This window comes from Planctomonas deserti (assembly GCF_003067705.1).
GTDB lineage: Bacteria > Actinomycetota > Actinomycetes > Actinomycetales > Microbacteriaceae > Planctomonas > Planctomonas deserti.
This window is the reverse complement of sequence record NZ_QANL01000003.1, coordinates 289317-308458: the sequence shown is the minus strand read 5'-3', so window position 1 is coordinate 308458 and position 19142 is coordinate 289317. Positions and strand designations below refer to the sequence as shown.

General features: G+C 71.1%; 18 protein-coding genes. 2 read left to right on the top strand and 16 right to left on the bottom strand.

Annotated features, from left to right (window positions below):
* The first annotated feature begins 20 nt into the window (after positions 1–20).
* The gene (locus DAI20_RS12230; RefSeq protein WP_108251189.1) at positions 21–710 is read left to right on the top strand and encodes a trimeric intracellular cation channel family protein; all 690 of its coding nucleotides are present in this window, start codon (positions 21–23) and stop codon (positions 708–710) included.
* 115 nt (positions 711–825) lie between these two features.
* On the opposite strand, the gene leuA is transcribed toward DAI20_RS12230, so the two are convergent.
* The 13 genes from leuA to hrcA form a co-directional block, all read right to left on the bottom strand.
* Complete coding sequence (gene leuA / locus DAI20_RS12225) at positions 826–2595, bottom strand: 2-isopropylmalate synthase (protein ID WP_108251716.1); 1770 nt, start codon at positions 2593–2595, stop codon at positions 826–828.
* Positions 2596–2901: 306 nt separating this feature from the next.
* Complete coding sequence (locus DAI20_RS12220) at positions 2902–4287, bottom strand: ABC transporter permease (protein WP_108251187.1); 1386 nt, start codon at positions 4285–4287, stop codon at positions 2902–2904.
* Entirely contained in the window at positions 4284–5045 is a 762-nt protein-coding gene (locus DAI20_RS12215; protein WP_108251186.1) for an ABC transporter ATP-binding protein, read from the bottom strand. The genes DAI20_RS12220 and DAI20_RS12215 overlap by 4 nt, the downstream gene beginning before the upstream one ends.
* Positions 5046–5193: 148 nt before the next feature.
* A complete protein-coding gene (locus DAI20_RS12210; protein WP_108251184.1) occupies positions 5194–5868 on the bottom strand; it encodes a response regulator in 675 nt (224 codons plus the stop codon).
* Complete coding sequence (locus tag DAI20_RS12205) at positions 5865–7208, bottom strand: histidine kinase (protein WP_240606075.1); 1344 nt, start codon at positions 7206–7208, stop codon at positions 5865–5867. Before DAI20_RS12205 ends, DAI20_RS12210 begins: the two co-directional genes overlap by 4 nt.
* A gap of 178 nt (positions 7209–7386) precedes the next feature.
* A complete protein-coding gene (era, locus tag DAI20_RS12200; protein ID WP_108251180.1) occupies positions 7387–8328 on the bottom strand; it encodes a GTPase Era in 942 nt (313 codons plus the stop codon).
* Between the two features lie 22 nt (positions 8329–8350).
* Positions 8351–9670 (bottom strand): hemolysin family protein, encoded by a 1320-nt coding sequence (locus tag DAI20_RS12195; protein WP_108251178.1) that lies wholly within the window; start codon positions 9668–9670, stop codon positions 8351–8353.
* A gap of 9 nt (positions 9671–9679) precedes the next feature.
* Complete coding sequence (gene ybeY / locus DAI20_RS12190) at positions 9680–10141, bottom strand: rRNA maturation RNase YbeY (RefSeq protein ID WP_108251176.1); 462 nt, start codon at positions 10139–10141, stop codon at positions 9680–9682.
* A gap of 7 nt (positions 10142–10148) precedes the next feature.
* The gene (locus DAI20_RS12185; protein WP_240606074.1) at positions 10149–11210 is read right to left on the bottom strand and encodes a PhoH family protein; all 1062 of its coding nucleotides are present in this window, start codon (positions 11208–11210) and stop codon (positions 10149–10151) included.
* Positions 11211–11286: 76 nt separating this feature from the next.
* Entirely contained in the window at positions 11287–11646 is a 360-nt protein-coding gene (locus tag DAI20_RS12180) for a histidine triad nucleotide-binding protein (RefSeq protein ID WP_108251172.1), read from the bottom strand.
* Between the two features lie 37 nt (positions 11647–11683).
* Positions 11684–12454 (bottom strand): 16S rRNA (uracil(1498)-N(3))-methyltransferase, encoded by a 771-nt coding sequence (locus DAI20_RS12175; protein ID WP_108251170.1) that lies wholly within the window; start codon positions 12452–12454, stop codon positions 11684–11686.
* A gap of 6 nt (positions 12455–12460) precedes the next feature.
* Positions 12461–13585, bottom strand: coding sequence for a molecular chaperone DnaJ (gene dnaJ, locus DAI20_RS12170; RefSeq protein ID WP_108251168.1), 1125 nt, complete (start codon positions 13583–13585; stop codon positions 12461–12463).
* Positions 13586–13612: 27 nt separating this feature from the next.
* Positions 13613–14635, bottom strand: a complete 1023-nt coding sequence (gene hrcA, locus DAI20_RS12165; protein WP_108251166.1) for a heat-inducible transcriptional repressor HrcA — start codon at positions 14633–14635, stop codon at positions 13613–13615.
* Positions 14636–14860: 225 nt separating this feature from the next.
* Between hrcA and DAI20_RS12160 the strand changes: the two genes are divergently transcribed.
* Positions 14861–15250, top strand: a complete 390-nt coding sequence (locus DAI20_RS12160; protein ID WP_108251164.1) for a DUF4870 domain-containing protein — start codon at positions 14861–14863, stop codon at positions 15248–15250.
* 82 nt (positions 15251–15332) lie between these two features.
* Here the strand turns inward: DAI20_RS12160 and hemW are convergent, their stop codons facing one another.
* From hemW to lepA, 3 genes are read right to left on the bottom strand one after another with little or no spacing between them, the layout of a single operon-like run.
* Positions 15333–16553, bottom strand: coding sequence for a radical SAM family heme chaperone HemW (hemW, locus tag DAI20_RS12155; protein ID WP_108251162.1), 1221 nt, complete (start codon positions 16551–16553; stop codon positions 15333–15335).
* 54 nt (positions 16554–16607) lie between these two features.
* On the bottom strand, positions 16608–17192 hold the full coding sequence (locus DAI20_RS12150; RefSeq protein ID WP_108251160.1) for a DUF1990 domain-containing protein: 585 nt from the start codon (positions 17190–17192) through the stop codon (positions 16608–16610).
* A 3-nt stretch (positions 17193–17195) separates the two neighbouring features.
* Positions 17196–19046 carry a translation elongation factor 4 gene (gene lepA / locus DAI20_RS12145; protein ID WP_108251158.1) on the bottom strand — a complete coding sequence of 617 codons (1851 nt, stop codon included), beginning with the start codon at positions 19044–19046 and terminating at the stop codon, positions 17196–17198.
* Positions 19047–19142: the final 96 nt, after the last annotated feature.

The window sequence follows — 19142 nt, the reverse complement described above, 5'->3', positions numbered from 1 at the left end:
CCGTGTGCTATCAAGGAGGGATGGCCGCTCCGTTCACGATCCCTCTGTGGGCGGACATCCTGGCCGTTGCGATCGGCAGCCTCCAGGGCGCCATTTTCGCCGCGGGCTTCCGCGACCGGCGGCTCGACCTGCTCGGGGTCGCGATCATCGGCACCGCGTCCGGGCTCGGCGGCGGGCTCCTGCGCGACGTCTTCGTGAACGTCACGCCCGCGGCGCTCAGCAACAACTGGCTGCTGCTGGCCGCGGTCGGCGCGGCGCTGGCGGGCATGCTGCTCGAGCGGATCTTCGTGCGCCTCGACACCGTCATCACCGTGCTCGACGCGCTGACGATCGGGTTGTTCGGCGCGATCGGGGCGACCAAGGCGCTCGCGCTCGGCATGCCCGAGGTGCCCGCCGTGTTCATCGGCGTGATCTCCGCCGTGGGCGGATCCGTCGTGCGCGACATGCTGCTCAACCTGCCGATCGCGCTCATGCACGTGGGCTCGCTCTACGCGGTCGCCGCGCTGGTCGGCACGGCGACCCTTGTGGTCGCGGTCTCCGTCGGCCTGCCCATCGAGATGGCGGCGACCATCGGCGTCGCGGTCACGACCGTGATCCGGATCCTCGCCGTGCGGTTCGGCTGGAGCCTCCCGGAGCAGCGCGCGCTCGGTCCGCTGCGCTTCCCGGTGCGGCGGCTGCCGCTGTGGCACCTGCCCACCCGCCGCCGCTAGGACGACGGTCGGGCTGGCGCACCGGTACGGTCGCTGAGCCTGCCGAAGCGACGTCCCGTGCGTCGCGTCCCTTGGACAGGCTCAGCGGCCGTGATGCCGCGTCCCTACCCGGTGCTCAGACGGAGGTGACGAGCTCGCGCTCCTGCGCCTCCGCGCGGATCGCGCGGTTGACGGCGGAGACGATGGCCTTCAGCGATGCCGTGGAGATGTCGGCGTCGATGCCGACGCCCCAGAGGCGCTTGCCGTTGACCTGCAGCTCCACGTAGGAGGCTGCGAGGGCGTCGCCGCTCGCGCTGAGAGCGTGCTCCGAGTAGTCGAAGAGCTTCACCTCGACGCCGCGCTGGGCGAGCAGGTGCAGGAACGCGTCGATCGGACCGTTGCCGTCCGCGCGCGCCTCCTCGACCCCGTCGCCGTCGCGCAGCTCGACCTCGAGCGACACGCTGCCGCCCAGGTCGCTCGCGGTGCGCGTGCGGGTGAGCTCGAACCGGCCCCACTTCTCGTCGGCGCGTTCCACGGGGGCGGGCAGGTACTCGTCCTGGAAGATCGCCCAGATCTGCGCGCTCGTGACCTCGCCGCCCTCGGCATCCGTCTTCGCCTGCACGACGCCGGAGAACTCGATCTGCAGCTTGCGGGGAAGGTCGAGAGCGTGGTCCGTCTTCAGCAGGTACGCGACGCCGCCCTTGCCGGACTGCGAGTTCACCCGGATGACCGCCTCGTACGAGTGGCCGAGGTCGCGCGGGTCCACCGGCAGGTAGGGCACCGCCCAGACCATCTCGTCGAGGCTCCTGCCGCTGGCATGCGCGTCCTCGGCCATGCGCTCGAAGCCCTTCTTGATGGCGTCCTGGTGGGACCCGCTGAACGCGGTGTAGACCAGGTCGCCCGCCCACGGGCTGCGCTCCGGCACGGGCAGCTGGTTGCAGTACTCCGCCGTGCGCTTGATCCCGTCCAGGTCGGAGAAGTCGATCTGCGGGTCGATGCCCTGGGTGAACAGGTTGATGCCCAGCGCGACGAGGTCGACGTTTCCGGTGCGCTCGCCATTACCGAACAGGCAGCCCTCGATGCGGTCGGCCCCGGCCAGGTAGCCCAGCTCCGCGGCGGCGATCGCCGTGCCGCGGTCGTTGTGCGGGTGCAGCGACAGCAGCACGTTCTCGCGGTGGTTCAGGTGTCGCGACATCCACTCGATGGAGTCGGCGTAGACGTTGGGCGTCGCCATCTCGACGGTCGCCGGCAGGTTGATGATGACGTTCCGCTCGGGCGTCGGCTCCAGGACCTCGAGCACCTGGTTGCACACGTCGAGGGCGTACTCGAGCTCCGTGCCGGTGTAGCTCTCGGGCGAGTATTCGTAGTAGACGGCCGTCTCGGGGATGGTCTTCTCGAACTCGCGGCACAGCCGGGCGCCCTCGAGGGCGATGTCGATGATGCCCTGCCTGTCCGTGCGGAAGACGACGTCGCGCTGCAGCACGCTCGTCGAGTTGTACAGGTGCACGATGGCCTGCTTGGCGCCGGCGATCGACTCGTACGTGCGGCGGATGAGGTGCTCCCGGGCCTGAGTCAGCACCTGGATGGTGACGTCGTCCGGGATCGCGTCCTCCTCGATGAGGCTGCGGACGAAGTCGAAGTCGGTCTGGCTCGCGCTCGGGAAGCCGACCTCGATCTCCTTGTAGCCCATCCGGACCAGGAGGTCGAACATGATGCGCTTGCGCTCGGGGCTCATCGGATCGATGAGGGCCTGGTTGCCGTCGCGCAGATCGACGGCGCACCAGCGGGGCGCGGTCGTGATGCGCTTCGTCGGCCACGTGCGGTCGGGCAGCTCGACCCGGATCTGCTCGTGGTACGGACGGTACCGGTGGATCGGCATGGACGAGGGGGTCTGTGTGTTCTTCATCATTGCTCCAGCTGGGAGCGAGCCTCTGCTCGCGCTACGGGGTGGTCAGCCGACGACGAACTCCGCGACGAGGGAGGCCTGAGAACTAGGACTCGTCGCGGCAGCTAAGAAGGAGCAGACCGAACAGCACGAGAACAGGGTAGCACCCGCCCCCGCTCCCGCCCCCACGCGGTGCCGGGTGCGGGGTGCCTCAGTGCCGAGTGCCGGGTGGCGGGCGTCTCACGCGCTCCTGCCCAGGCAGGAGGATCCTGCCCAGCTAAAAACTGGGCAGGATCCTTCTGCCTGGGCAGGGACTACGGGTGCGGGTCAGTCGACCGCAAGGGCCGCGACGGGTGACACGGCCGTGGCCCGCCGCGACGGCGCCAGCGCGGCGAGCCCGGCCAGCAGGGCCGCTCCGGCGACCAGGATCGCGAGCAGGCCCCAGGGCATGGTCGGCCAGACGAGTCCCGTGCCCGAGAGGCTGCCGAGCAGGGACTGCGCCGCCGCCCAGCCGTACACGATGCCGAGCGCGAGGCCCAGGCCCACCGACGCGACGCTCATCTGGGCGCTCTCCGCGAGGATCATGCCGCGCACCTGGCGCGCGGTGAAACCGAGCGCGCGCAGCAGGCCGAGCTCCCGCGTGCGCTGGAGCACGCTCAGCGAGAGGTTGTTGACCATGCCCACGGCCGCGATGACCCCGGAGAAGCCGATCAGCGCGCTGAGCACGCCGACCGTGACCGCGAGGACCCCGTCGACGTCCTCGCCGCCGAACTCGCGCAGGAGGATCGTCCGGTAGGTCGCCATGGCCACCGCGAACGTGGTCACGAGGGTCACGCCGATGACGAGGCCGACCGTCGTGCGCGTGCTCCGCTCCGGATACCGGACGGCGTTCGCCGCGGCGAGCGTCGCGGGGGCCGAGCGGCCGAGAGCGCGGCCCACCAGCCGCAGCACGGCGGGCAGGATCCAGTGCGCGCCGAGCACGACGCCCGTGAACGAGCCGACCCCGCCGAAGAAGGCGACGACGATGCCGAACGGGCTCACGAGCCCGAGCAGGATCCCGAGCGCGAGCAGGCTGGCACCGCCGACCAGGAACAGGATCGCGAACACCGTGCGCACGGGGCGCCGCACCGACTCCTCGTGGCTCCGCTCCTGCGCCGCCCCCGTCGCCTGCATCGGGGTCACGGACAGCACAGCCCTCGACCCCACGTGCGAGGCGGTCCACGTCGTCAGCACCACGAGCACGACGGGGAGCAGCACCAGCGGGTCCACCGAGCGGTAGGCGGCCTCCGGCATGACCCCGGATGCCACGCCCCAGGCGAGCGCGGCGTGGCTGACGCCGACCCCCACGATCGCGCCTCCGAGCGCGCCGACGAGTCCGACCACGAGACCCTCGCGGGCCACGTCCCGCCGCAGGGTGCGCGCGCTCGCCCCGACGAGCCGCAGCAGAGCGACGGTGCGGGCACGCCCCGCGATGATCGTGCCGAACGTGTTGGCGGTCACGATGGAGGCGACGTACAGCGCCAGGAGGATGAAGACCATCGCGACGGCCACGAGCGCGGTCTGCGTCTCGCCGCCGCCCTCCTCGTCGCGGTACAGGTCGTTGACGAACCCGGTCGCCTGGATGAGCCCGGCGCCGAACGCCGCGCTCAGCGCCGTGACGAGCAGGCTGGAGACGTGCTCCCGGCCGCGCCGGAGGGAGATGCCGGCACTCACGCGGCCGCCTCCATGCCCAGCATGAAGCGCGAGATGTCCTCGGCGCTGGAGCGAGCCCGGTCGTCGACGACGCTGCCGTCGGCGAGGAAGATCACCCGGTCCGCGGCGCTCGCAGCGAGCGGGTCGTGAGTCACCATTGCGATGCTCTGCCCGTACTCGCGCGCGGCGGTGGCGAGCAGCGCGAGCACCTCGCGGCCGCTCCTCGAGTCCAGGTTGCCGGTCGGTTCGTCCGCGAACACCAGGTGAGGGCGCGTGCCGAGCGCCCGGGCGATGGCCACGCGCTGCTGCTGGCCGCCGGAGAGCTGGTGCGGCCGGTGGCCGAGCCGGGCGGACAGGCCGAGGCTGCCGATCAGATGGTCGATCCAGTCCTGCTCCTCGCGCGTCGGCCGGCGACCGTCCAGCTCGAACGGCAGCAATATGTTGCCGCGCACGTCGAGGGTGGGCACGAGGTTGAAGGACTGGAAGACGAAGCCGACGTGACGGCGGCGCAGGAGGGTGAGGGCGCTGTCGTCGAGCCCGGTGATGTCGGTGTCGCCGAGCCACACCCGGCCCGTCGTCGGGGTGTCGAGGCCCGCCATGATGTGCATGAGGGTCGACTTCCCGGATCCGCTCGGCCCCATGACCGCGGTGAACTCGCCGGCCCGGATGCCGAGGCTGACGGAGTCGAGGGCGGTGACGGTGTTCGAGCCGACGCCGAAGGACTTGGTGACGCTGTCGACGCGGGCGACGAGCCGGGCGCCGGGAGCTGTAGTGTTCATGCCTCAACGCTAGGAAGCGGCCCCGTTTCCCCGCGTCGGCCCGGGGTCTCGCCCCGGTCATCCTGCCGACTGATTCGGCGTGCTACCCGGGGTGGGCCGGCACCGACCCGGGGTGCCGGACCGGCCCGGAACGGGCGCGGACGGAGCGCTAGGCGACGAGGCGGTGCTCGAAGGCGAAGACGACGAGCTGCACCCGGTCACGGAGGCCGAGCTTGGCCAGGATGCGGCTCACGTGAGTCTTCACCGTCGCCTCGCTGAGGAACTCGCTGCCCGCGATCTCCGAGTTGCTGAGTCCGCGTGCGGCGAGCAGGAAGATGTCCCGCTCCCGGGCGGTGAGCGTGCCGAACGCCTCGGGCTGCACGCGCGGCGGCTCGCCCGGGCCGAAGTGCTCGAGCAGCTCCTTGGTCGCCGACGCGGCGATCACGGAGTTGCCCGCATGGACGGTGCGGATCGCGGCGAGCAGGAACTCGGGATCGGCGTCCTTGAGCACGAAGCCGCTCGCGCCGCCCCGGATCGCCCGGGCCGCGCTCTCGTCGAGGTCGAACGTGGTGAGCACGACGATGCGCGGCGGGGTCGTGCCCGCGGCCTCGGCGGCGGCGAGGATGCCCTCCGTCGCGGCGATGCCGTCCATGACCGGCATCCTGATGTCCATGAGGATCACGTCCGGCCGGGCCTCCGCGGCCATCTCCATGCCCTCGACGCCGTTGCCGGCCTCGCCGACGAACTCCAGATCCGGCTGTGACGACACGAGCATGCGGATGCCCGTGCGGAAGAGGGCCTGGTCGTCGACGAGGCCGACACGGATGGCGGGGGGCGGTGTCACGGGGAGAACTCCTGGCTTGAACGGGATCGGGGGGAACGGTCGCGCGACGCGCTCGGCGTCATGCCACCGGACAGGGCGGGCGGCGTGTACGGGTGGGTGCCGCGGGGTACGGCGGGCGCGGGCGCGGACCACCCGGGCGGGGACGGGAGAGGCACGGCGCCGGTCGGCGCGTAGGGCAGGTCGGCGGCGACGACCCAGTCCTCGCCGGACCGGCCGGACTGCAGCACGCCGCCGGCCAGCTGCGCCCGTTCCCGCATCCCGGCGATGCCGTGGCCGGCGCCGACGATGGGCACGGGCGTCGTCGCCGCCTGCACGGGTCGGACCCGGTTGACGACCCGCAGGGCCAACCCGCCGCGGTGCCAGTCCAGCTCCACGCGAGCGGGGAGCGAGCGGTCGCCGTGCCGGAGCGCGTTGGTGAGCGCCTCCTGCACGATGCGGTACACCGCGAGCTGCTGCCCGCCGCCGAGAGCCGCGGGCTCGCCCGTCTCCACGAGGTCGATGGGCAGCCCGGCCGCCCGCACCTGGCCGATCAGCTTGTCGAGGTCGGCGAGCTCGGGGGCGGGCGCCGACCCCTCGCTGTGCCGCAGCTGGGTGAGCAGCACGCGGACCTCGCCCAGCGCCTCGCGCGCCGTGCCGGAGATCGTGCGCAGGGCTTCGTCGACCGCGTCCGGGTCGACGTTCTTGGCGTAGCGGGCGCCGTCCGCCTGCGCGATGACGACGGCGAGGGAGTGCGCGACGATGTCGTGCATGTCCCGGGCGATTCGGTTGCGCTCCTGCTCGATGGCGACGATCTCGAGCGCCCGTTCCTGCTCGACCTCGGCGATGCGTCTGCCGCGCTGACTCTCGACGGCGGCCCGCCGGATGCGCACGAGCTGGCCCGCCGTCCAGGACAGGCCGAGCACCGCCCAGGTGGCGACGAGCACGAACAGGAACCACAGGAGGCTGTCGAACGCCGTCGTCGAGTCGCTGGGGAAGAGCCCACCGAGGCGGTACGCCGTCAGGTAGGAGGCGGACACCAGGCCGCCGACACCGACCGAGGCGAGCCCGAACCAGCGCACGGTCCGGGTGCCGTAGGCCGCGGTGGCGTAGAGGACGGCGAGAATGGCGACGTCGTAGAGATCGGCCGACTGTCCGGCGACCATCTGCGCGAAGGCGCCGAGCCACGCCAGGGCCAGGGAGAGCGCCGGGGAGAGGCGCCGGAACGCGAGCGCGGCTCCGAGGCACAGCACCGCGAACACGACGAGACCGCCGTTCGCGCCCATGATCGCGCTGAAGAACAGGACGAAGAGCGTGGCGAGGATCGCGTCGCTCGCGAGCTGGTACCGCCCGATCCTGCGCATCACTCCCCCACCGTAACCGGCGTCCGAGCCGGGGCGCTCCCCGCGAGACCGGAATCCCTCCCGCGGCCGATCCGGATCATCCTCGCGATGTACTCCGGGCGACGGGGAGTGGGGCCGCCGATTGCCGGCCGCGGATCCGGTTCCCCCGCCGGCCGCGGTACTCGGCCGCCCCGCCGGCTCAGAAGCCGAGGCGCCCCAGCTGCTTCGGGTCGCGCTGCCAGTCGCGGGCAACCTTCACCCGAATGGACAGGAACACCTTCTTGCCCACGAGGGGCTCGATCTGGGCGCGGGCCCGCACGCCGACGTCGCGGAGGCGGCTGCCGTTGTGCCCGATGATAATGCCCTTCTGGCTGTCCCGCTCCACGAACAGGTTCGCGTAGACCTCCACGAGCTCGCGGTCGTCGCGCTCGATGATGTCGTCGATCGTCACGGCGAGGGAGTGCGGCAGCTCCTCGGTGACGCCCTCGAGCGCCGCCTCTCGGATGAACTCGCTGATCCGCGACTCGAGCAGCTCGTCGGTCACCGCGTCGGCGGGATAGAGCGGTGGCGAGACCGGAACGAGCTTCAGCAGCTCGGACACGAGCGTGTCGAGCTGGATGGAGCTCGTGGCGGAGAGCGGCACGATGGCCTCCCACTCGCGCAGCTCCGACACGGCAATGAGCTGCTCGGCCACGGTCCGGCGGGACGCCGCGTCGACCTTGGTGACGATCGCGACCTTCTTGGCCCGCGGGTAGGCGTCGAGCTGCTCGTTGATGAAACGGTCGCCCGGGCCGACCTTCTCGTTGGCGGGAACGCAGAAGCCGATGACATCGACGTCGCCGAGGGTCGACTGGACGAGCGAGTTGAGCCGCTCCCCGAGCAGTGTGCGCGGCCGGTGAATGCCGGGCGTGTCGACGAGGATCAGCTGCCCGTTCTTCTGGTGCAGGATGCCGCGGATGGCGTGCCGCGTCGTCTGCGGTTTCGGGCTGGTGATCGCGACCTTCTGGCCGACAAGAGCGTTCGTCAGCGTCGACTTGCCGACGTTCGGGCGCCCGACGAAGGACACGAAGCCCGCGCGGAACTCGCCGCCAGCACCGCCGACACCGCCGGACGCATCGCCGCCCGCCGCTCCGCCGGGCATGTCGCCGTTCGTGGGTTCAGTCTCAGCCGTCACGTTCCGTGTCCCCTCCATTGCCCGCGTCCGAGAACGCGGCCTGCGCCTCCTGCAGGGCCAGATCCCGCGTCACCAGCACGGTGCTGATGCGTCGGCGCCGGCCCTCGAAGCGGTCCGCCGTGAGCACGAGCCCGGAGACGGTCGCCTCGGAGCCTCGTACGGGCAGCCTACCGAGCGCCTTGGTCAGCAGTCCGCCGACCGAGTCCACGTCGTCGTCGTCCAGCTCGAGGTCGAACAGGTCGCCGAGCTCGTCGACCGGCAGCCGGGCGCTGACCCGGAAGGTTCCGTCGCCGAGGTCCTCGTACTCGTCGACGTCGCGGTCGTACTCGTCCGAGATGTCGCCGACGAGCTCCTCGATCAGGTCCTCGAGCGTCACGAGGCCGGCGATGCCGCCGTACTCGTCCACGACCATGGCGAGGTGGTTCGACTCCTCCTGCATCTGCCGCAGGAGCGCATCCGCCTTCTGCGACTCCGGGACGAACATCGCGGGGCGAGCGAGCTCGCTCACGCGCCGCTCCGTACCGCGGGAGGATCGCTCGTAGATCTGCCGGGCCAGGTCGCGGAGGTACAGCACGCCCTCGATCTCGTCGGAGTCCTTGCCGGTGATGGGGGCCCGGGAGATGCCCTTGCTGAGGAACAGCCCCATGCCGTCGTCGATGCTCGCTGTCGCCTCGATCGTGACCATGTCGGTGCGCGGGATCATGACCTCGCGCACCACGGTCTCGCTGAACTCGAAGATCGAGTGGATCAGCTCGCGGTCGTCCTCCTCGAGCACGTCGAGCTCGGTGGCCTCGTCCACCATGCTGAGGAGCTGCTCCTCGCTGGTGAACGTCGCGGCGGCCTTCGGCCGGCCCGGGGTCACGCGGTTGCCGAGCGCGACGAGCGCGTTGGCGATCGGGCCGATGAACACGCGGAGTCCGTGCACGATCCAGGCGGTGAAGCGCAGCATGCCTCGCGGGTGGAAGCGCCCCACGCTGCGCGGGCTCGCGCCGACGAGCACGAACGACGCGGCCGTCATGGTGAGCGCCGAGAGCAGGAGGGCCAGCCAAACCCGCTCGATCACGGAGGCGAGCGCGAGCGTGACGAGCACCGCCGCGGTCGTCTCCGCGACGATGCGCATGAAGTTCAGGGCGTTGAGGTGCGCGTCCGGTTCGCGGGAGATGGCCTCGAGCGATCGCGGCGTGCGGGATCCCTCGGCCAGCTCGTGCACGTCGGCGCGCGAGAGCGTCGAGATGGCGGCGTCCGCGGCGGCGAACAGGCCACCGAGCGCCACCAGCACGATGGCCAGGGCGAGGAAGAGAGCGAACACGCGCGCCGCCTAGGGGTGGCGCTCGCGCATGGCGTTGCCGATGAGGATGTCGCGCTGGATGGCGAACATCTCCCGCTCCTCGTCCGGCTCGGCGTGGTCGAAGCCGAGCAGGTGCAGGATGCCGTGCGCGGTGAGCAGGAGCATCTCGTCGAGCGGGCTGTGGCCCGCGGTCTCGGCCTGCGCGATGGCGACCTGCGGGCACAGCACGATGTCGCCGAGCAGTCCGGCCGGGGTCGGCTCGTCCTCCGTGCCGGGCCGCAGCTCGTCCATCGGGAAGCTGAGCACGTCGGTGGGTCCGGGCTCGTCCATCCACTGCACGTGCAGCTGCTCCATGGCGCCCTCATCGACGAGCACGATGGCGAGGTCGGCGTCCGGATGCACGTGCATCACGTCGAGGGCGTAGCTCGCGAGCCGCTGCAGCGCCGCCTCGTCGACGGGGACGGCCGACTCGTTGTTGATCTCGATGCTCAATGCGGTCCTATCGGTTCCTGGCGCGGCCGTCGCCGAAGCGTCCGGGATCCTGGGAGCGGCGCTCCGCCCGATTCTGCGGCGGCCGGTAGTCGGTGGGCGTGCGGGCCCCCTCCGGCTCGGTGCGGCGCTCCTCGCGCCGGGCGAACTCCCGCGCCTGGCGCTCGGCGTCGAACTTCGTGTAGGCGTCGACGATGCGACCGACGAGCGTGTGGCGCACGACGTCGTCGCTCGTCATCATCGCGAAGGAGATGTCGTCGATGTCGCGCAGCACGCGGGTGACCAGCTGGAGTCCGCTCGCGCCGGTGGGCAGGTCGACCTGGGTGATGTCGCCGGTGACCACCATCTTCGAGCCGAAGCCGAGGCGGGTGAGGAACATCTTCATCTGCTCGGGTGTGGTGTTCTGCGCCTCGTCGAGCACGACGAACGAGTTGTTGAGCGTGCGACCGCGCATGTAGGCGAGGGGCGCGACCTCGATGGTCGACGACGCCATGAGCTTCGGCACGAGCTCCGGGTCCATCATCTCGTTCAGCGCGTCGTACAGCGGCCGCAGGTACGGGTCGATCTTCTCGGTGAGCGAGCCCGGCAGGTAGCCCAGGCGCTCCCCCGCCTCGACGGCGGGGCGCGTGAGGATGATGCGCTCCACCTCCTTGCGCTGCAGCGCCTGCACGGCCTTCGCCATGGCGAGGTAGGTCTTGCCGGTGCCGGCGGGGCCGATGCCGAAGACGATGGTGTTCTCGTCGATCGAGTCGACGTACTGCTTCTGGCCGAGCGTCTTCGGGCGGATGCTCTTGCCGCGCGTGGTGAGGATGGCCTGGCTCAGCACCTCGGCCGGGTTGGACCGGCTGTCCTCGCCGAGCATGCGGGCGCTCGTGTTCACCTCGGCGGGGCCGAGGTCGTGGCCGTTGCGCACGATCTGCAGCAGCTCCTCGACGAGGCGGCGCGCGGCGTGCACCTGATCCGGCTCCCCGGCGAGCGTGATCTCGTTGCCGCGGACGTGCACCATGGTGCGGGGGAACTGGTTCTCGATCTGCTTCAGCAGCCGGTCCTGGGGGCCGAGCAGTCGCACCATGGCGACGCCGTCGACCTGGATGCGTACCTCGACGGAATCGCCTCCGTCGGCGGGTCCGTTCGTGGGGCGGGTGGTATCAGTGGGCAAGGGTGCCTTCCTCCAGCGAGCCCGCGAGGACGTGGGCGTGCACATGGAACACGGTCTGTCCGGCGCTCGCGCCGGTGTTGAAGATGAGTCTGAACTCGCCGTCCGCTCGTTCGGCGGCGATGTGGGAGGCGGCGGTCACCATCTCCGCAAGGAGCGCGGGGTTGCCCGCGGCGAGCTCGACGACGTTCGCGTACCGCTCGGTCTTGGGCACGACGAGCACGTGCACGGGGGCCTGGGGCGCGATGTCCTCGAACGCGAGGAGCGTTTCGGTCTCGTACACGATCGTCGCCGGGATCTCCCGCGCGATGATGCGCGAGAAGATCGACGGCTCGCGTGTGGGTTCGGTCATGGGGTCCAGCTTAATCTTCCGGGGGTTCCCGTGCCGGTCACCATCGGGCCAGGGCGACGTTGAGCACGGCGATGGCGGCGGGGCCGGCCGTCGACGTGCGCAGCACCTCGGGCCCGAGGCGGACCGCCGTCGCTCCGGCGCGCGTCAGCGTCTCGAGCTCCTCCGGCGCGATGCCGCCCTCGGGGCCAACGACCAGCACGATGTCGCGGTCGGGATCGGCCTCTGCATTACGGCCAGCACCGTCGGCGTCGGCGAGACGGAGGTCCGAGATGGCGCTCGTCGCGGTCGGCTCGAGCAGCAGCATCCGCGTGCTTCCGGCGAGCTCGGCGAGCTGCCGCGTCGTCATCAGCTCGCCGACGGTCGGCAGCCAGGGCCGGATGGACTGCTTCGCCGCCTCGCGCACGATGGCGGCCCAGCGCTCGCGACCCTTCGCCACCTTGTGGCCCTGCCAGCGCGAGATCGACCGGGCCGCAGACCACGGCAGCACTCCGTCGACGCCGAGCTCGGTCGCCGCCTGCACGGCGAGCTCGTCCCTGTCCCCCTTGGCGAGCGCCTGGGCGAGCTGGATGCGGGGCGAGCGCGGGGGGACGCGCTCGACGGACTCGACCTGGAGCACGAGCTCGGCCGCGTCGGCGCGCGTCACAATGCCGCGCGCGAGGGTTCCCGCGCCGTCACCCAGCTCCAGGGTCTCCCCCACCCGCACCCGGCTCACCGTGACGGCATGCTTGGCCTCGGCGCCGACGAGCGACACCCAGGCGCCGACGGTCCAGTCCGCTCCTCCGCCCTCGGCGAGGTAGAAATGCGCCACCCGGGGTCAGACGTTCAGGAAGCGGTCGCGCAGCTTGGCGAACAGTCCCTGCTGGAAGTGGCCGAGCGTCGGCTCCGGCTGCCTGTGCCGCTTGGCGAACTGCTTGATCAGGTCGCGCTCCTTGTGGTCGAGCCGGGTCGGGGTCACGACCTGCACACCGATCTTCAGATCGCCCCGGCCGGTGCCGCGCAGCCGGGTGACGCCGCGGGACTTGACGGTGAGGATCTCCGCGCTCTGCACCCCGGGCCGGAGCTCGAGGTCGATGTCGCCGTCCAGACCCGGGACCGTCACCGTGGTGCCGAGGATGGCGTCGGCCATCGACACCTCGAGGGTCGCGAGCAGGTCGTCACCGTTCCGGCTGAACACGTCGTGGTGGCGCACCTTGATCTCGAGGTACAGGTCGCCGTTCGGGCCGCCGGCCTGGCCGACCTCGCCGGAGCCGGGCATCTGCAGGCGCAGACCGGTCTCGACGCCCGCCGGGATGTCGACGGGAACGGTGCGGCGGGCGCGGACGCGACCCTGGCCCTGGCAGGTGGGGCACGGCGACGGGATGACCGTGCCGTAGCCGCGGCAAGTGCCGCAGGGGCTCGAGGTCATGACGTTGCCGAGCAGCGAGCGCACCTGGCGCTGGATCGAGCCGGAGCCGTGGCAGATGTCGCAGGTGACCTCGGACGTGCCCGGCGCGGTGCACGCGCCGTTGCAGGTCTCGCAGAGCACGGCCGTGTCGACCTCGAGGTCGCGGTGGGTGCCGAAGATGACCTCGTCGAGGTCGACCTCGACGCGCAGGAGCGCGTCCTGGCCGCGCTCCCGCCGGGAGCGCGGTCCGCGTCCGCCGCCGCCACCCGCGGCACCGCCGAAGAACGTCTCAAAGATGTCGCCGAAGCCGCCGAAGCCCTGGCCCCCGAAGCCCTGGCCGCCGAACCCGGCCTGCGGGCCGAGGTCGTACTGCTGGCGCTGCTGCGGGTCGGAGAGCACGTCGTAGGCGTGGGTGACGAGCTTGAAGCGCTCGGACGCGTCCGCACCCGGGTTGACGTCGGGGTGCAGCTCTCGGGCAAGCCGGCGGTAGGCCTTCTTGATCTCGTCCTGGGATGCTTCACGGCTCACGCCGAGTACTTCGTAGTGGTCAGCCACTCATGGCCTTTCGTGGAGGGTCGGGTCTCAGTTCTCGCCGAGCAGGCGTGAGAGGTAGCGGGCGACCGCGCGGACGGCGGCCATGTTGTTGGAGTAGTCCATGCGCAGCGGGCCGAGCACGCCCACCCGGGCGAGCGCGCCGCCCGAGGAACTGTAACCACTCGTCAGCACGGAAGTCTCACCCAGGCCGAACTGCGCGTTCTCCCGGCCGATGCGGGCGGCGACGCCGTGCTGATCCGCGGCCATCTCGCCGAACAGGCGCAGCAGGGCCACCTGCTCCTCGATGGCCTCGAGCACCGGGAAGATGCTGCCCGGGAAGTCCTGCTCGGTGCGGGCCAGGTTCGCGGCGCCCGCCATGACGAGGCGCTCCTGGCGGTTCGCGAAGACCTGCTCGATGAGGGTGTCCACGACGGGCGCGACGACGTCGCGGCGGTCGGCGGGGAACGCGGTCGTCATCTCGTCGAGCGCGGTGGCCGCCTGGGCGAGGCCCAGGCCGCCGAGGCTCGCGTTCAGCCGGGCGCGCAGCTCGGCGACGAACTCCTGATCCAGGTCGACGGCCGTCTCGACGACGCGCTGCTCCACGCGTCCGGAGTCGGTGATGAGCACGGTGAGGAGCCGGTTCGGCGCGAGGGGCACGAGCTCGACGTGCCGCACGTGCGAGGTGGACAGCGAGGGGTACTGCACGAGCGCAACCTGGTTGGTCAGCTGGGACAGCAGGCGCACGGTGCGGCTGAGCACGTCGTCGAGGTCGACGGACTGGCCGAGGAAGGTCTCGATCGCCTGGCGCTGGGCGGCGGTCAGCGGTCGCAGGTCGGCGAGCTGGTCGACGAACAGTCGGTAGCCCTTGTCCGTCGGCACGCGACCGGAGGACGTGTGCGGCGCGACGATGAGCTCCTCGTCCTCGAGGAGGGCCATGTCGTTGCGGATGGTCGCCGCCGACACGCCGAAGCCGTACCGCTCGACGATGGACTTGGACCCGACGGGCTCGCGCGAAGCGACGTAGTCCTTCACGATGACGCGGAGCACCTCGAGACTGCGTTCCGAAACCATGAGACACCGCCTCTCTCGTTCGATCCCGGCTTCCTGGTCCGGGTGCCATTCCGGCGATTGGCACTCGCCGGACCGGACTGCCAATTGTACCGCCCGCTCATGGGAGCGGGACGCATTGCACTCGGCGGAGAGCGAACGATACTTTGTGAACTGGTGCGAGACGCGCCCCGCCCTCCTGGCCCGTCAGGCCGTCGGCGGCTCTTCGGGCTCCGTTGGAGGACGACCATGACCGATCCGAACCCCCCTCAGTACTCCATGCAGCCCGCCCCGCCCCTCAGCCCCGCGGAGGACCGGCAGTGGGCCTCGCTCGCTCACTTCGGCGGCATCCTCGGCTGGCTGCCGCCGCTCATCCTCTGGCTCATCTTCAAGGACCGCGGCCGCCTGACGAACCAGGAGGGCAAGGAGTCCCTGAACTTCCAGATCACGGTCTCCCTGGCGGTGATCGCCCTCTACGTCGTGGGCGCCGTCCTCATGATCATCCTCATCGGTGGCCTCTTCTTCGCGCTCGCCTGGGCGGTGCAGATCGCCGGCGTCGTGTTTGCCATCATCGCGGGCGTCAAGGTCAACGCCGGCGGCTCGTACCGCTATCCGGTGGCGTTCCGCTTCATCAAGTAGCTGCGCGGGAGCGGCCGCTGCGCCCGTACGGTTTCTGAGCCTGTCGACGGGACGTTTCTTCGACGAGCGCGCCGATCGCGACCTAGTCCAGGAGCCGGCGGACCACCGCGTCGGCGAGGAGCCGGCCCTGCAGGGTGAGGACGATGGAGCCGCGCAGCGCGGCGGCCGGCTCGACCAGCCCGTCCGCGATGAGGCCGGCGACGGCGGTGCGGGCTGCCGCGGGCAGCGATGCGGTCCGCAGGCCCCCGCGCACCCGGGTCGCGAGCAGCACACGCTCCACCTCGCGCGTCTCCGCGTCGAGCGTCTCCCGCCCGGCCGCGGGCGACACGCCCGCGTGCATCCGGTCGGCGTAGGCCGCGGGGTGCTTGACGTTCCACCAGCGGACCCCGCCGACGTGGCTGTGCGCGCCGGGGCCGACGCCCCACCAGTCGTGTCCCTGCCAGTAGGCGAGGTTGTGCCGTGACACCCGACCGTCCCTGGCCCAGTTGCTGACCTCGTACCACTCGTACCCGGCGCTGCCGAGCAGCGCGTCCGCGAGCTCGTACATGTCGGCCTGCAGGTCCTCGTCGGGCTCGGCGACCTCGCCGCGCTTGATCTGCCGGGCCATCTTGGTGCCCGGCTCGACGATGAGCGAGTAGGCGGAGACGTGGTCGGGCTCCTGGGCGACCGCCTGCTCGAGCGAGGCGCGCCAGTCCTCGAGCGACTCCCCCGGCGTGCCGTAGATGAGGTCGAGACTCACCTGCAGGCCGGCCTCGCGGGCCCAGCGCACGACGTGCGGGATGCGGTCGGGGTCGTGAGTGCGCTCGAGGGTGGCCAGCACGTGCGGCACGGCCGACTGCATGCCGAAGGAGACGCGGGTGAAGCCGGCCTCGGCGAGTCGCCCGAGGTACGCGGCGTCGACGGAGTCCGGGTTCGCCTCGGTCGTGACCTCGGCGCCCGGCTCGAGGCCGAAGGTGTCGCGCACGGCGCCGAGCATGCGCGCGAGGTCGTCCGCGGGCAGGAGGGTCGGCGTGCCGCCGCCGAAGAAAACCGTGCTTGCCGGGCGCCGGGGAGCACCGGACGCCCCGAGCACACCGCCGGCCAGCGCGACCTCCGCGACGGCCTCGCTCGCGTAGTCGGACTGCTTCACGCCGCGGACCTCGGCGGCGGTGTAGGTGTTGAAGTCGCAGTATCCGCAGCGCACGCGGCAGAACGGGACGTGCAGGTAGACCCCGAGGTTCCGGGCGTCGGCGCCGTCCGCGACCGACGACGGCAGGAGACCGTCGAGCGGGGCGGGATCCGCGATGGGCAGTGCGCTGGGCATTGCCTCATTCTCCCACCGGTGGCTGCGAGCTCGGAACCGTGTGCCCGGCCGCCGCTAGCTCCTCGCCGCGGCGCGCAGCACGCGGAGGTAGTGCGCCGCGCCCAGACGCTGGGCGACGCGGAGTGCCGGGGACGCGACGCGGGAGTACCACCTGCCCGGGCGGGAGAACTGCCGGAGCGTGAACCACACCTCCCCGGTGCCGGTGCGCTCGACGACGAAGCTCTCCTCGCCGCTGATCGGATTGCCGGTCAGCGTGCCGTAGGCGAAGCCGACCCGGTCGGGCTCCTCGGTCAGGGACACGACCCGCGCGGGTGCCCGGAGCGCGAACGGGCCGAGCGGCATCAGCAGCACGATGCTCGTGCCGAGGGTGAGGGCGGGCGTGCCGTCGTCCCCCACGATCCCGCTGGGCGCGCCGGTGCCCTGACGGATGTCGGTCACCCGCAGTCCGCTGCCGCGCTGCACGCCCCATGTCAGCAGCGAGGTGACCGCGCGGCGGAAGCACTCGTCGCCGGCGCCGATGCGGCCTCGGTGCTCGGACGACCGGTAGCCGCGCGGCGGGTTGCCGAGCAGGTCGGGGGCCGACGTGCCGCCGACGGGCGCGTAGTTGAGCGGCCCGGGCTCGTGCGCGCGCCGCCCCACGGGCTACTTCTTCTCTTTGGTCTCGGTGTCACCGGAGAGCGCGGCGATGAACGCCTCCTGGGGCACCTCGACGCGGCCGACCATCTTCATGCGCTTCTTGCCCTCCTTCTGCTTCTCCAGCAGCTTCCGCTTGCGCGTGATGTCGCCGCCGTAGCACTTGGCGAGCACGTCCTTGCGCATGGCGCGGATGGACTCGCGGGCGATGATCCGCGCGCCGATCGCGGCCTGGATGGGCACCTCGAACTGCTGCCGCGGGATCAGCTTGCGGAGCCGCTCGGTCATCAGGGTGCCGTAGGCGTAGGCCTTGTCGCGGTGGACGATCGCGCTGAACGCGTCCACCTGCTCGCCCTGCAGCAGGATGTCGACCTTCACGAGGTCGGCCTCCTGCTCGCCGACGGGCTCGTAGTCGAGCGAGGCGTAGCCCTGGGTGCGGCTCTTCAGCTGGTCGAAGAAGTCGAACACGATCTCGCCGAGCGGCATCGTGTACTTGATCTCGACCCGGTCCTCGCCGAGGTACTCCATGCCGATGAGGCTGCCACGGCGCCCCTGGCAGAGCTCCATCACGGTGCCGACGTAGTCCTTGGGGGTGAGGATCGCGGCGCGGACGATCGGCTCGCTCACGCTCGAGATCTTGCCGCCGGGGAACTCGCTCGGGTTGGTGACCGTCGTGCGCTTCTTGTCCTCGGTGGTGACCTCGTAGATGACGGAGGGCGCGGTGGCGATGAGATCGAGGTTGAACTCGCGCTCCAGCCGCTCCGTGATGATCTCGAGGTGCAGCAGGCCGAGGAAGCCGCAGCGGAAGCCGAACCCGAGCGCGACGGAGGTCTCGGGCTCGTAGACGAGGGCGGCGTCGCTCAGCTTGAGCTTGTCGAGCGCCTCGCGCAGCACCGGGTAGTCGGAGCCGTCGATCGGGTAGAGCCCGGAGAACACCATGGGCTTCGGCTCGGAGTAGCCCTTGAGCGCGACGGTGGCGGGCTTCGCGGAGCTGGTGACGGTGTCACCGACCTTTGACAGGCGCACGTCCTTCACGCCCGTAATGAGGTAGCCGACCTCGCCGACGCCGAGGCCCTGGGAGGCGACGGGCTCGGGCGAGCTCACGCCGATCTCGAGCAGCTCGTGGGTGCTCTTCGTGCTCATCATCATGACCTTCTCGCGGGGCGAGAATGCGCCGTCGATCATGCGCACGTACGTGACGACGCCGCGGTAGGCGTCGTAGACGGAGTCGAAGATCATGGCGCGGGCGGGCGCGTTCGCGTCGCCGACGGGGGCCGGGATGAGCTCGGTGATGCGGTCGAGGAGCTGCTCGACGCCCTCGCCGGTCTTGCCGGACACCCGCAGCACGTCCTCGGGCCGGCCGCCGATCAGGCTCGCGAGCTCCTTGGCGTACTTCTCGGGGTCCGCGGCGGGGAGGTCGATCTTGTTCAGCACCGGGATGATCGTCAGGTCGTTGTCGAGCGCGAGGTAGAGGTTCGCGAGTGTCTGGGCCTCGATGCCCTGGGCCGCGTCGACGAGCAGGATGGCGCCCTCGCAGGCGGCGAGCGAGCGGCTGACCTCGTAGGTGAAGTCGACGTGCCCGGGGGTGTCGATCATGTTGAGCACGACGGGCGCGCCGTCGAGGCTCCACGGCATGCGGACGGCCTGGCTCTTGATCGTGATGCCGCGCTCGCGCTCGATGTCCATGCGGTCGAGGTACTGGGCCCGCATCGACCGCTCGTCGACCACGCCGGTGATCTGCAGCATCCGGTCGGCCAACGTCGACTTGCCGTGGTCGATGTGGGCGATGATGCAGAAGTTCCGGATGGCCGAGGGGTCGGTGGAGGCCGGCTGCAGGACCGTGGTTGCGCGAGGTGACATCGTGCGGCAATTCTCCCATGCTTCCGGCGCCCTTCCGGGCCAGCCCTGCGTGGGTCCCCCGGGACGGGCGGTGTGCGGTCCCTCGGGGTGTCGAGA

Bases quoted from the DNA above. Each gene is read 5' to 3' on its own strand.
- lepA (WP_108251158.1), bottom strand. From the start codon at position 19,046: ATGTCACCTCGCGCAACCACGGTCCTGCAGCCGGCCTCCACCGACCCC.
- DAI20_RS12180 (WP_108251172.1), bottom strand. From the start codon at position 11,646: ATGACCGAACCCACACGCGAGCCGTCGATCTTCTCGCGCATCATCGCG.
- hrcA (WP_108251166.1), bottom strand. From the start codon at position 14,635: ATGGTTTCGGAACGCAGTCTCGAGGTGCTCCGCGTCATCGTGAAGGAC.
- era (WP_108251180.1), bottom strand. From the start codon at position 8,328: ATGCCCGGCGGAGCGGCGGGCGGCGATGCGTCCGGCGGTGTCGGCGGT.
- DAI20_RS12205 (WP_240606075.1), bottom strand. From the start codon at position 7,208: ATGCGCAGGATCGGGCGGTACCAGCTCGCGAGCGACGCGATCCTCGCC.
- DAI20_RS12185 (WP_240606074.1), bottom strand. From the start codon at position 11,210: ATGGTGCGACTGCTCGGCCCCCAGGACCGGCTGCTGAAGCAGATCGAG.
- leuA (WP_108251716.1), bottom strand. From the start codon at position 2,595: ATGAAGAACACACAGACCCCCTCGTCCATGCCGATCCACCGGTACCGT.
- DAI20_RS12160 (WP_108251164.1), top strand. From the start codon at position 14,861: ATGACCGATCCGAACCCCCCTCAGTACTCCATGCAGCCCGCCCCGCCC.
- hemW (WP_108251162.1), bottom strand. From the start codon at position 16,553: ATGCCCAGCGCACTGCCCATCGCGGATCCCGCCCCGCTCGACGGTCTC.
- DAI20_RS12215 (WP_108251186.1), bottom strand. From the start codon at position 5,045: ATGAACACTACAGCTCCCGGCGCCCGGCTCGTCGCCCGCGTCGACAGC.
- DAI20_RS12230 (WP_108251189.1), top strand. From the start codon at position 21: ATGGCCGCTCCGTTCACGATCCCTCTGTGGGCGGACATCCTGGCCGTT.